This is a genomic window from Arthrobacter sp. NPDC058097 (assembly GCF_042884885.1).
Lineage (GTDB): Bacteria > Actinomycetota > Actinomycetes > Actinomycetales > Micrococcaceae > Arthrobacter.
In genome coordinates, this window is record NZ_JBHVSZ010000007.1 from 117353 (window position 1) to 129928 (window position 12576).

The 12576-nt window shown below is 67.6% G+C and carries 12 protein-coding genes; all 12 read right to left on the reverse strand.

Annotated elements, in window-relative coordinates; translation table 11 throughout:
• Window positions 1-79: 79 nt before the first annotated feature.
• The 12 genes from ACFVTE_RS13535 to ACFVTE_RS13590 all read right to left on the reverse strand — a co-directional run bounded on the left by ACFVTE_RS13535 (window position 80) and on the right by ACFVTE_RS13590 (window position 12523).
• Complete coding sequence (locus ACFVTE_RS13535) at window positions 80-598, reverse strand: tetratricopeptide repeat protein (protein WP_387101145.1); 519 nt, start codon at window positions 596-598, stop codon at window positions 80-82.
• Window positions 598-1686: a 3-dehydroquinate synthase gene (gene aroB, locus ACFVTE_RS13540; protein ID WP_387101147.1), complete on the reverse strand. Its 1089-nt coding sequence runs from the start codon at window positions 1684-1686 to the stop codon at window positions 598-600. The genes ACFVTE_RS13535 and aroB overlap by 1 nt, the downstream gene beginning before the upstream one ends.
• Window positions 1683-2324, reverse strand: a complete 642-nt coding sequence (locus ACFVTE_RS13545) for a shikimate kinase (RefSeq protein ID WP_387101149.1) — start codon at window positions 2322-2324, stop codon at window positions 1683-1685. The genes aroB and ACFVTE_RS13545 overlap by 4 nt, the downstream gene beginning before the upstream one ends.
• Window positions 2324-3523, reverse strand: a complete 1200-nt coding sequence (aroC, locus tag ACFVTE_RS13550) for a chorismate synthase (RefSeq protein WP_387101150.1) — start codon at window positions 3521-3523, stop codon at window positions 2324-2326. The genes ACFVTE_RS13545 and aroC overlap by 1 nt, the downstream gene beginning before the upstream one ends.
• Before the next feature lie 26 nt (window positions 3524-3549).
• Entirely contained in the window at window positions 3550-4410 is an 861-nt protein-coding gene (locus ACFVTE_RS13555) for a shikimate dehydrogenase (protein WP_387101151.1), read from the reverse strand.
• Window positions 4407-6068, reverse strand: a complete 1662-nt coding sequence (gene mltG, locus ACFVTE_RS13560; RefSeq protein WP_387101152.1) for an endolytic transglycosylase MltG — start codon at window positions 6066-6068, stop codon at window positions 4407-4409. Before mltG ends, ACFVTE_RS13555 begins: the two co-directional genes overlap by 4 nt.
• Complete coding sequence (ruvX, locus tag ACFVTE_RS13565; RefSeq protein ID WP_387101153.1) at window positions 6065-6664, reverse strand: Holliday junction resolvase RuvX; 600 nt, start codon at window positions 6662-6664, stop codon at window positions 6065-6067. Before ruvX ends, mltG begins: the two co-directional genes overlap by 4 nt.
• 6 nt (window positions 6665-6670) lie before the next feature.
• Window positions 6671-9349 carry an alanine--tRNA ligase gene (gene alaS / locus ACFVTE_RS13570; protein ID WP_387101155.1) on the reverse strand — a complete coding sequence of 893 codons (2679 nt, stop codon included), beginning with the start codon at window positions 9347-9349 and terminating at the stop codon, window positions 6671-6673.
• Window positions 9350-9456: 107 nt separating this feature from the next.
• A complete protein-coding gene (locus ACFVTE_RS13575; protein ID WP_387101157.1) occupies window positions 9457-9687 on the reverse strand; it encodes a DUF6167 family protein in 231 nt (76 codons plus the stop codon).
• A gap of 18 nt (window positions 9688-9705) precedes the next feature.
• Window positions 9706-10080, reverse strand: coding sequence for a DUF948 domain-containing protein (locus tag ACFVTE_RS13580; RefSeq protein ID WP_387101158.1), 375 nt, complete (start codon window positions 10078-10080; stop codon window positions 9706-9708).
• A 145-nt stretch (window positions 10081-10225) separates the two neighbouring features.
• A complete protein-coding gene (gene rpsD, locus ACFVTE_RS13585; RefSeq protein WP_387101160.1) occupies window positions 10226-10852 on the reverse strand; it encodes a 30S ribosomal protein S4 in 627 nt (208 codons plus the stop codon).
• A gap of 171 nt (window positions 10853-11023) precedes the next feature.
• Window positions 11024-12523, reverse strand: a complete 1500-nt coding sequence (locus ACFVTE_RS13590; protein ID WP_387101161.1) for a replication-associated recombination protein A — start codon at window positions 12521-12523, stop codon at window positions 11024-11026.
• Window positions 12524-12576 lie beyond the last annotated feature (53 nt).

Consider the following 12576-nt stretch of genomic DNA (forward strand, 5'->3'; position numbering starts at 1 on the left):
CGGGCATGCCGAACGGCGCGCCAGCGTGTGTTTATCAAAAATCCAGAAACTATTCTAGCGGAAAAGCCGGGCCCACTTTTCAGGACGCCAGTTCGAACACGTCCCGCGCCCGCTGCAGCGCCACCGTTGAGGAGTAGATCAGCGCAGCGTCGGCGGACTGCGCCACCCGGAGGTCCAGGGCCCGCGCGAAGGATTCCACCGCCGCGCCGATGTTCCCTGCGGCAAAGTACGCCCGGCCCAGGTACTGGTGTGCGAGGGCCTCGTTGGCGGTGCCGTGCGCCTCGGATACGAGCTGCCGGAAGAGCTCGACGGCGCGGTCGTAGCGGTGGGAGACGCGCAGGACGTCCGCTTCGTAGGCCCGTAGTGTGAACGACTCGGGGTCCTTGTACCGGGCTTCTGCCAGCAGTTCGGCAGCGTCTGAAGCGCGTCCCTCGACGAGCAGAACCAGGACCTGGTCCGCTGGATCCGTGGACGCTTCCAGCGCGGCTGCGCAGGTCTCCTCGCTGACGATCTCAGACAACAGGGTGTCCGGATTGATCCGGATCCCCGGAAATCCGCCGTCGGGCCATTCGATTGTTCCGCCCTGGTCCTCGCGCATCAGGAAGCAATCTCCTGGTAGGCGGCGAAAAGCAGGGAGGTGTCCGGCACATCCAGGATTCCCGGCTTGGCGATCCCGTCGAGGACCACGAAACGGAGCAGGTCGCCGCGGGACTTCTTGTCGCGGCGCATGCCGTCCAGCAGCCCCTGCCAGCGGTCGCGCCGGTAGGTGACGGGCAGCCCGAGGGATTCGAGGATGCTGCGGTGCCGGTCGGCGTCGGCGTCGCTGAGCCGGCCCACGCTCCGGGACAGCTCGGCCGCGAACATCATGCCCACCGAGACGGCAGCGCCGTGCCGCCACGAGTAGCGCTCCACAAGTTCGATCGCGTGGCCCAGGGTGTGCCCGTAGTTCAGGATTTCGCGGAGACCGGATTCCTTGAGGTCCTCCGAGACCACGCGGGCCTTGACGGCGATGGCGCGTTCGATCAGCTCACGGAGAACGTCGGAGCCGGGGTCCGTCACGGCGTCGGGGTCCTTTTCCACGAGGTCCAGGATGGCGGGATCGGCGATGAAGCCGCACTTGATGACCTCGGCCATGCCGGAGATGATCTCGTTCCGCGGGAGGGTCTTCAGCGTGTCCAGGTCGGCGAGGACGGCTGCGGGCGGGTGGAAGGAACCAACCAGGTTCTTGCCCTCGGCGGTGTTGATGCCGGTCTTGCCGCCCACAGCGGCGTCCACCATACCGAGGAGGCTGGTGGGCATGTGGATGACCTTGACGCCGCGCAGCCAGGTGGCGGCCACGAAGCCCGCGAGGTCGGTGACGGCGCCGCCGCCGACCGAGACCACAGCATCGGAGCGGGTGAAATCGTTCTGGCCCAGGACCTGCCAGCAGAACGCGGCAACCTGGATGTGCTTGCCTTCCTCGGCGTCGGGGATCTCGGCGGTGACGGCGGTGAAGCCGGCAGCGTCCAGTTCGTCCCGGACGGTGTCGCCGGTGAGCCGGAGGGCCCGCGGATGGATGACGAGGACGCGGCGGACGCGCTCCCCCAGCAGTCCCGGCAGCGTGCCGAGCAGGCCGCGGCCAACTACGACGTCGTAGTTGTCCCCGGCCGACTGGCCGGTGACCTTGATGACTGTTGATTCGCTCACTTTTCAACTTCCTGTTTCGCGGCAGCACTTCCGTTGGCTGCCGTCGTCGCGGTTTTGTTGATCTCGCGGGTGGTGGTTTGGTGCGGCTTGGCGGCGGCGAAGTCGCACAGTGCCGCTTCCAGCTTCAGGCCCAGCTGCGGCACGGTTCCCTGCCGGACATCCAGCACGATGTCCGCCAGGCGTTCGTAGACCGGCTTCCGGGTGGCAAACAGCGCCTTCCAGCGCCGGATGCCGTCACCCGCCAGCAGCGGCCGGCCGGAGTTCTTGGCGATCCGGGCGGCGACGGTATCGGCGTCGCACTCCAGGTACACAACCGTGCACCGCTCCAGCAGCTGCTGCGTGCCGGAGTCCAGGACCGAACCGCCGCCCAGCGAGACCACGGTGGCGGTCCCGGCCGCGGCCTCGATGATGCGCGCCACTGTCCGGGCCTCGATCTCCCGGAAGGCCCGCTCGCCGCGGCTGGCGAAGATGTCCGCGATGGATCCGTTGCCCTCCACGATGACCGCGTCGGTGTCCACGAACGGGGCGTCCAGCTGTTGCGCAAGCTGCTGCCCGATCGCGGATTTGCCGACCGCCATGGGCCCAATGAGCACAATGGGCCGGTCCCCCGCGGCGCAGGGTGTATTGCTCCGGGGCACTAGAGTCCGATCGTATCCAGCGACGCCGGAATGCTCTCGAGGTAGCCCTTGATGTTGCGGGCGGTCTCGGCCACTGAGTCGCCGCCGAACTTTTCGGTGACGGCTTCGGCCAGGACCAGCGCAACCATGGCCTCGGCCACCACGCCGGCCGCCGGAACCGCACAGACGTCCGAGCGCTGGTGGTGGGCCTTGGCCGCCTCGCCGGTGCTGATGTCGATGGTCTTCAGGGCGCGCGGTACGGTGGCGATGGGCTTCATGGCGGCCCGGACGCGCAGGACGTCGCCGATGCTCATGCCGCCCTCGATGCCGCCGGCGCGGTTGGACGTGCGGATGATCCTGCCGTCGGAGTCCTTGACGATCTCGTCGTGGGCGGCGGAACCGCGGCGTGCGGCGGTGAGGAAGCCGTCGCCCACCTCGACGCCCTTGATGGCCTGGATGCCCATGAGGGCGGCGGCCAGGCGGGAGTCCAGGCGGCGGTCCCAGTGGACGTAGCTGCCGAGTCCGGGCGGCAGGCCGTAGGCGAGCACCTCCACCACGCCGCCGAGGGTTTCGCCTTCCTTGTGGGCGGCGTCCACCTCCGCAACCATGGCGTCGGAGGTCTCACGGTCGAAGCAGCGCAGCGGATCGGCGTCGAGCGCGATCACGTTGCCAGGCAACGGCAGCGGCCGGCCTTCGGGGACGGTGACGCTGGCGATGGAGACGGTGTGGCTGACCAGCTCGATGCCGAGGTGCTTCAGGAACTGGGCGGCGACGGTACCCATGGCAACACGCGTGGCGGTTTCGCGGGCGCTGGCGCGTTCCAGCACGGGACGGGCCTCGTCGAAGCCGTACTTCTGCATGCCGGTGAAGTCGGCGTGTCCGGGGCGCGGCCGGGTCAGCGGGGCGTTGCGGGCCTGGCCTTCGAGTTCCTCGGGGTCCACCGGATCCGCGGACATGATCTGTTCCCACTTGGGCCATTCGGTGTTGCCCACCTGGATGGCGACGGGACCGCCCTGGGTGATGCCGTGGCGGACACCGCCGAGGATCGTGACGACGTCCTGCTCAAACTTCATCCGTGCCCCGCGGCCGTAGCCGAGCCGCCGCCGGGCAAGGGCATCGGCGATCTGCCCGCTGGTGAGTTCAACACCTGCGGGGACGCCTTCAATAATTCCGACCAGTGCCGGGCCATGGGATTCACCGGCGGTCAACCAACGCAACATAAAAACCATCCTGCCATGTCTGGCGGTCAGGACACCCGCCGGGGTGCCCCGACTGCGTCGCACATCACATCTATGACTTCGGCACTTGCGGCCTCTGCCAGGCCCGTGAAATGGCGAACCTGCTCCACCGCCTGGTAGAGCAGCATCTCCAGGCCGGGGACCACTGTTCCGCCGCCGGCGTGCCATGCGGCGGCGATTTTGCTGGGCCAGGGGTCGTAGGCAACGTCCAGCAGGACGCCGTCGGTTCGCCGTCCCAGCGCTTCCAGCTCCGCCGCCATTCCGTCGGCCGCGCGAGGCGGCAGCGTGGAGATTACGACGCCGGCACCGGCCATCGCTTCGACCGCACCGTCCAGGGAATGGACGGTGATGTCCATACCGAGCCCACCGGCGGCGGCCCTGGCTTCTTCAGCCCGGGCTGTGTTCCGGACGTACAGGTCCACGGACACGGCGCCAAGCTCCTGCAGGGCTGCCACTGCCGCGGCCGCCGTTCCGCCGCCGCCAAGTATGACGGCGGCGGGGCCGTCGGCCGCGCCGGCGTTGCGGAGTGCGTTGACGATCCCCGCGACGTCGGTGTTGTAGCCGACGCGCCGCACGGACGCTCCGTCACCCTCGAACACCACGGTGTTGATGACGCCGAGGACGCGGGCGACGCCGCGGACCTCGTCCACCTCGCTGACCATGGCCTTCTTCAGCGGCATGGTGACGGACAGCCCCCGCCATCCGGGCTCGGCACGGACCGTCTCCATGAACGCCGGCAGCGACTCCTCGGTCACATCGATGGCGCTGTAGCCGATGTCGGCTCCGAGCCGGGCGTAGGCGGCCAGGTGGAGAGCCGGAGACTTCGAATGGCCGATGGGGTGCCCCAGGACGGCTGCCCGCAGGCTCATACGCAACGGCCCGGGTTGGCCTCACACCAGGCGTTGTACTGCTCGACATAGCCGTTGTGCTCGGCCAGCGTCTTGGAGAACTTCGTTTCCTTGGTGTCGAGGTTGATGGTCACCCAGTACAGGTAATCGTTGTTGTTCGGCTTGGCCGCCGCGTCGATGGCCGTCTTGCCCGGCGATCCGATGGGCCCGGCGGGCAGGCCCTTGATGGCGTAGGTGTTGTACGGGTTGGACTTGTCGGCTTTTTCGGCCTCGTCGATGTGGAAGGTCTTCTTGCCCAGGCCGTAGGTGACGGTGGCGTCGGACTGGATCAGTCCGTTTGTCTCCGTATTGGTGGGCTTCAGGCGGTTGTAGATGGCGCCGGCCACGTCCTTGTACTCGGCCTGGCCGCCCTCTGCCTGCACGATGCTGGCAACGGTGACGACGTCGTACTGCTTGGCGGGGTCCGTGACGCCCTGTGCCTTCAGTTCGTCCTGGGTGGACTTGACCAGCTTGGTGAGGATCTCCTTGGCGGTGGATCCCAGCGGGAAGCGGTACTCCCCCGGCGCCAGGAAGCCTTCCAGGTTCTTCGCCTTGGAGGTGACTCCGAACTGCTTGGGCGAGTCACTGAGTGCCTTGAGCTGGGCCAGCGAAAGGCCGGATCCCTCTGAGATGGCCTGCAGCGATTCATCGATCCGCAGGCCTGCGCTGAGGGCGAAGTACATGACCTTAGCCTGTCCCTCGTTGAGGAGGACGGAGACGGCGTCGGAGTTCTTCATTTCCTGCTTGAACTCGTACTCCCCCGGATTCAGCGTGCCGCCGGACGCGCTCAGGGCCGCGATGAAGGTTTCGGAGTTGGCCACCACTTTCGCGTCCTCGAGCTTGGCCGCGACGGACACCGGGCCTTCGCCCGGAACCACGGATACCTTGACCTGGCCGGTGCCGGGGCCGGGATAGTCGGCCGGCTTGTCGTTCCCCAGCAGCGGTTTCAGGAACTGGGCGCCGACGACGGTGGCGGTGACGAAGAGCGCGAGGGTCAGCAGGAGCGCCACGAGGCGGCGCCGGCGGCGGACTTTCTTGGAGGGCCGTGCCACCGTGGCTGCACTTTCGGCGCCGGCCAGGAGCTGGTGGCCCACGGCCTGCTGCTCGTAGTGCGCATGGTCATCGTAGGTCTCGTGGGCTACTGCGTCATGGTGGACGTCGTAGTGGTGGACATCTTCATGCTGGATGTCCTCGTGGTGGCCGTGAGCGAACTCGGCATAGTGCGGCGCGTCCTCAGTCTGGATGCCGTGGACCTCAGCTTCCCCATCCCCGGCGTCGGCGGGAGCTGCCGCCTCGGCCTGGTCGGCGGGGTCGTGGATGGTTGGCGGAACCGGCGGAGCGTCAGGAACCTCGGCGGCCGGAAGCGCCTGGGCATCAGGAACCTCGGCGGCCGGAGTCGTGGGCACTGCCGCTGTCCGGGGGCTCGCCGAACCGGAAGCCGCAGCCGATGACCCGGGCCGCTGCGCGGCGCCGACACCGGCATGCACCTCTTCACCGGACTCGTAGGCCTGCTCGGGCACGGCATCGCCGGACTCGGCGGTGATGGCCTTCTCGCGGGCGCGGATCTCCTTGCGTGTCAGGGGCCGTCCGGCGTCCACGAAGGGGCCGCCGGAGGAGTCGTCGCTATTGACCGGGCTCACTGTAGCTGTCCATCCTCTGAAGATCGTGTTTCCTTATCCGGGTCAGGCCGTTCAGCAGTATCTGCGGCGGCGTGTCCGGGCAGCCCCGTACGGGGAAGCGCGCGCACACGGCTCCCCACATCCGTTCCCCTGGCTTTTTGCATATCGATGGCGTGCTGCAGTATTCCTGCAGCCGCAACCTGATCCACCACTTTACGGTGATTTTTGCTGCTCATGCCAGCTTCGTGAAGGTTGCGGTGGGCCGTGACGGTGCTGAGCCGTTCGTCAACCAAGTTTACCGGGACGTCCGAACCTGCGCGGTCCAGTTCGTCAGCCAACAGCTGGGCGTACTCCGTGGCCATGCGGGCTGAGGCGTGTTCCTCGCCCTTCATGGTCCGTGGCAGGCCCACAAAAATCTGCACGGCTCCCCGGTCCGCCGCCAGGGCGGCAATGATCCGGACGTCCGAATTCTTCTTGGCATTGCGTTCCAGCGTCTTCAGCGGTGTGGCGAGGATCTCATCCCGGTCACAAATCGCGACGCCGACGCGCACGGTCCCCACGTCCACCCCCAGTTTGATGCCCCGGGGGTGGACGTGCGGCTCAGCGGAGGAAGTCACGGTTGGCTAGCGCCTGGTGACAGCATCGACGACGGCGGTCAGTGCGGCGCCGACCTTGGAGGCGTCGGTGCCGCCGCCCTGGGCCACGTCGTCCTTGCCGCCACCGCCGCCGCCCAGGATTCCGGCGGCGAGCCGTACCAGGGCACCGGCCTTTACTCCGGCTGCACGGGCGGCTTCGTTGGTGGCCACCAGGACGACCGGGCGGTCGTTGCTGACGCCGGCCACGGCAACCGTGGAGGCTTCGGAGCCCAGCCGGTTGCGCAGGTCCAGGGCGAGGCCGCGGATGTCGTCGGCGCCGCTGACCTGGCCGGCGTCGTGCGCGATGACCCGGACGCCGGCGGCGTCCACAGCGGTTCCGGCGAGCTGGGCGGCAGCGGCCGCGAGCTGTTCCTTCCGGAGCCGCTCAAGTTCCTTTTCGGTGGCCTTCAGCTTGGTGAGGGTCGCGGAGATGCGGTCAGCCAGCTGGCCGGAGGGCACCTTGAGCATTTCGGTGAGTTCGGTCACCAGGGCGCGTTCTGCGGCCAGGTGCCGGAATGCGTCCATGCCGACGAAGGCCTCCACGCGGCGGTTTCCCGATCCGACGGACTGCTCGCCGAGCAGCGACAGGCTGCCGATGAGCGAGGTGTTGGACACGTGCGTGCCGCCGCACAGCTCGCGGGACCACGCGCCGTCGATCTCCACGACCCGGACTTCGCTGCCGTAGTTCTCGCCGAACAGCGCCATGGCGCCGAGGGCCTTGGCCTCGGCCAGGCCCATGACCTTGGTGTCCACGTGGAAGTTGTTCCGGATGGCGAGGTTGGAGACTTCCTCGATCTCGGACTTGGTGGCGGCGCTCAGCCCTTCACCCCAGGCGAAGTCGAAGCGCAGGTAGCCGGCCTTGTTGAACGAACCGCGCTGGGTGGCCTGCGGGCCCAGGATCTGGTGCAGCGCCGCGTGCACGATGTGCGTTCCGGTGTGCGCCTGCTCGGCAGCGTGGCGGCGTTCGCGGTCCACTGCGGCGCGGACCAGCGCGTCGGAGGCGATCTCGCCTTCGCGGACGATGGCCTTGTGGACGCTCAGGCCCTTGAGCGGACGCTGGACGTCCAGGACCTCGACGACGAAGCCGTCACCGGTGATGAGGCCGGTGTCGGCTGCCTGGCCGCCGGCCTCGGCGTAGAAGGGGGTCTCGGCGAGGACGAGTTCGATCTCGTCGCCGGTGGCGGCCTGGGCCACCTTGCTGCCGCCGCTGAGGATGCCGCGGACCCGGGATTCTCCCTCGAGGTCGGTGTAGCCGGTGAAGACGGTTTCGCCCTCTGCCAGCAGCTCCTGGAAGGCGGAGAGGTCGGCGTGGCCGCCCTTCTTGCCCTTTGCGTCGGCCTGGGCCCGCTGGCGCTGCTCAAGCATGAGCTTGCGGAACTCGGGCTCGTCCACCTTCAGCCCGGCTTCCTCGGCCATTTCGAGCGTCAGGTCGATCGGGAAGCCGTAGGTGTCGTGCAGGGTGAACGCGTCGGCGCCGGAAAGCGGGCGGCCGGCGGCCTTGGATTCGTTGACGGCGTCCTCGAGGCGGGCCGTGCCGGAGGCGATGGTGCGGAGGAACGCCTTTTCTTCGGCGTAGGCGATCCGGCTGATGCGGTCAAAGTCCGTGTCCACGATGGGGTACACGCCCTTCATGGCGTCGCGTGAGGCCGGCAGCAGGTCCGGCAGGCAGGCCTGTTCCACGCCGAGCAGGCGCATGGAGCGGACCGCGCGACGGATGAGGCGGCGCAGCACGTAGCCGCGGCCTTCGTTGGAGGGCGTGACGCCGTCGGCGATGAGCATCAGGGCCGAGCGGATGTGGTCGGCCACGACGCGCATGCGGACGTCATCAGTGTGGTGCGGATCGTCCTCGGTCTCCGCGGAGGTGTATTCCTTGCCCGAGAGCTTGGACGCCATGTCGATGACCGGACGGACCTGGTCGGTCTCGTACATGTTCTCGACGTCCTGCAGGATCATGGCGAGGCGTTCCATGCCAAGGCCGGTATCGATGTTCTTCTTGGGCAGTTCGCCCACGATGTCGAACTCAACCTTGGAGCGGACGTTGTCGATCTGGTACTGCATGAACACGAGGTTCCAGATCTCCACGTAGCGGTTCTCGTCGGCGATGGGGCCGCCCTCGGCGCCGTAGGCCGGGCCGCGGTCGTAGTAGATCTCCGAGCAGGGGCCGGCCGGGCCGGGCTGGCCGGTGGACCAGTAGTTGTCCGACTTGCCCATGCGCTGGATGCGCTCAGCGGGCACTCCGGTGTTCTTAAGCCAGAGTTCCTCGGCTTCGTCGTCCTCTTCGTAGACGGTTACCCACAGCCGTTCGGGCGGAAGTCCGTATCCGCCGTCGGCAACGCCCGTGGTGAGCAGCTCCCAGGCGAACTTGATGGCGTCTTCCTTGAAGTAGTCCCCAAAGGAGAAGTTGCCGCACATCTGGAAGAAGGTGCCGTGGCGGGCGGTCTTGCCCACTTCCTCAATGTCACCGGTGCGGATGCACTTCTGGACGCTGGTGGCCCGGGTGTAGGGCGGTTCCTCGCGCGCGGTCAGGTACGGGATGAACGGCACCATGCCGGCAACCGTGAACAGCAGGGAGGGGTCGCTGGAGACCAGCGATGCGGAGGGAACCGCCGTGTGGCCTTTGCTGACGAAAAAATCCACCCAGCGCTTTGTGATCTCCTGCGACTTCATGAGCTGATTACTTACCCTTCTTGGTTCACGCATGCTGGCGCGTGACAGTTTGATTCAGAGGCAGTCCCGGTGTTGGAGGGCACTGCAGGTTTCAATTCTCGCGCGTTTTAGCGGCGGACGACGTCCTGGGATTCGACACCCAGCGCGGCGCGCAGGTCCGTTTCCCGTTCGCGCATGCCGGCGCGGACGGCGTCGGCGAAGTCGTAGACGCCGTCGGCGAGGCGGCCCACGGCCCGGTTCAGGCCTTCCGGGCCCAGCGCTGACTGTGCTTCGGTGACCTTGCGGAACGCGATGACCCCAATGGCCACGCCGATTCCCATCCAGACAAGTCGTTTCATTTCAATTCTCCGGTGGGCTTAGCGGCTGCGGCGGCCGGTGGCGGGCTTCTTGCGGCTGGCGAACGCCGAACGGACGCCGTAGCTGAACGCGGCCACCTTGATCAGCGGCGAACCGACAGTCGCGGCCACGAGCGAGGACAGCGCGGAGATGTTGGCCGAGGCATCCGAAACGTTGGAGGCGATGCCGTCCACTTTCTTGAGCTGCTGGTTGGTGGTGGAGACGGTGGCCGTGACTTCGTCCATGAGCGGAGTGGCGCCGTCGCTGATGGAGCGGATGGAGGTCCGCACCTCGTCGAACACCCGCCCGAGCTTGAGGATGGGCACAGCCAGCAACAGGACCAGGAGCGCAAATACCCCGGCCGCGATCAGGCCGGCAATATCGCCACCAGACATATACGTTCATCTCCTTGAAACTCCGTGGAACTGTACCGGGCATGCGGCGGCCAAAGTGCTGCAGCCGCAAATGTCCCCCAAGTACCTTACATACAAAGAAGCCCGCGGCGCTTGCCACGGGCTTCTTTGGATACGCTGCCGAAATTTAGCGTGCGTAGAATTCGACGACGAGCTGCTCTTCGCAGGTCACGGGAACCTCGGAGCGCTTCGGGCGGCGGACCAGGCGAGCCTGCAGGGCGTCAAGCTTGACGTCCAGGTAGGCCGGAACGGCGGGCAGGACGTCGCGGTGGGCGCCGGCTGCTGCAACCTGGAGCGGGGCCATGGTCTCGCTGCGGCTGTGCACGTGGACGAGCTGGCCTTCGCCGACGCGGAACGACGGGCGGTCAACACGGATGCCGTCAACCAGGATGTGGCGGTGCACAACCAGCTGGCGGGCCTGGGCGATGGTGCGGGCGAAACCTGCACGCAGCACGAGGGCGTCGAGACGCATTTCGAGCAGTTCGATCAGGTTTTCACCGGTCAGGCCCTTGGTGCGGCGTGCTTCTTCGAAGGCACGGGTCATCTGGGCTTCGCGGATGCCGTACTGGGCGCGCAGACGCTGCTTTTCGCGCAGACGTACGGCGTAGTCGGAGTCCTGCTTCTTGCGGGCACGGCCATGCTCGCCGGGGCCGTACGGACGGCGCTCCATGTACTTGGCGGCCTTGGGGGTCAGAGCAATGCCGAGTGCACGCGAGAGGCGTGCCTGACGGCGAGCACGAGTGTTGTTAGCCACTTGTGTCCTTCCAATATCTGCGGTGTGTCAGTGTTACTGGCCTCCATCATGGAGAGCATCGGCCAACCGCTGCCTTTTGCTACTGGGCGCAGGGCACAGCTCCGTCGAAGTGGAATTCGGTGGATTGTGCGTCCGTGCCTTGCCAGACAAACATCCATCCTACCACGGCGGTCACTTGCCCCTGACGATCTTCCGCAGCCGTTCGAGCCGGACGGCGATGTCCCGCTCCGCGCCGTTGGCGGTGGGCTCGTAGTAGTCGCGGCCCACGAGGTCGTCCGGCGGATACTGCTGGGCGGCCACCGAGTGCGGGGCATCGTGGGCGTACTTGTAGCCCACGCCGTGGCCGAGCTGCTTGGACCCGGGATAGTGGGAGTCGCGCAGGTGCGCGGGGATCCCGTTGCCCAGCCCGGCCCGCACGTCGGCGATGGCCTTGTTGATGCCCATGTACGCCGCATTGGACTTGGGCGCCGTGGCCAGGTGGACCACCGCCTCGGCGAGCACGATGCGGCCTTCGGGCATGCCGATGAGCTGCACGGCCTGCGCCGCGGCGACAGCCGTCTGCAGCGCCGTCGGATCGGCCATGCCCACGTCCTCCGCGGCCGAGATCACGATGCGCCGGGCCACGAAGCGCGGGTCCTCCCCCGCCTCCAGCATCCGCGCGAGGTAGTGCAGTGCCGCGTCCACGTCGGATCCGCGGATGGACTTGATGAACGCGCTGGCCACGTCGTAGTGCTGGTCCCCGGCCCGGTCGTAGCGGACGGCTGCGGCGTCCACGGCACGCTCGGTGTGCCGCAGGTCCACGGTGACCGGCTCCCCCGCACTGCCGGCAACTGTGCCGTCCGCATCGGTGTCACCATCCGCATCAGTGTCGCCGTCCCCGGCAAGGGGACTTTCGACGTCGTCCGCGTCACCGAACGCAACGCCGGCGGCGGCTTCCAAAGCGGTCAGCGCCCGGCGGGCGTCTCCGCCGGAAAGCCGGACGAGGTGTTCCAGGGCCTCGTCGCTGAGCCGGACGCTGCCGTGCAGCCCGCGGGGGTCCTCGACTGCCCGCACCAGCAGGCCCTCGATGTCCGCGTCGGTGAGCGGCTTCAGCGTCAGGAGCAGGGAGCGGGACAGCAGCGGCGAGACCACCGAGAACGACGGATTTTCCGTGGTTGCCGCCACCAGGACAACCCAGCCTTTTTCGACGCCGGGCAGCAGCGCGTCCTGCTGTGCTTTGTTGAAGCGGTGGATCTCGTCGAGGAACAGGACGGTGGTGGTCTTGTACAGGTCGCGGGCGGTCAGGGCGTCGTCCATGACGCGGCGGACATCCTTGACCCCGGAGGTGATGGCGGACAGCTCCACGAACTTGCGCCCCGGACCGCGTGCGATCACATGGGCCAGCGTGGTTTTCCCGGTGCCGGGCGGACCCCAGAGGATCAGCGAACTGGGGCCGGCCGGACCCGCGGCATCGGCACCGGCCGCCAGCTGCCGCAGCGGGGACCCCTGGCCCAGCAGGTGCTGCTGGCCCACCACCTCGTCCAGCGTGCGGGGGCGCATCCGGACCGCCAGCGGGCTGCGCGGGGAACGCGGCTGAGCCGGACGCAACGGGCGGGAATCGGCGGCGGCGTCGTTGTCGCCGTCGTTCCCGTCGTCGCTGTCCTGTGCCGCCGAACCAAAGAGATCTTCCACATAGATAGGCTACTTCTAGATCCAGCAGGAAAAATCCGGCCACGAAAGCGGGG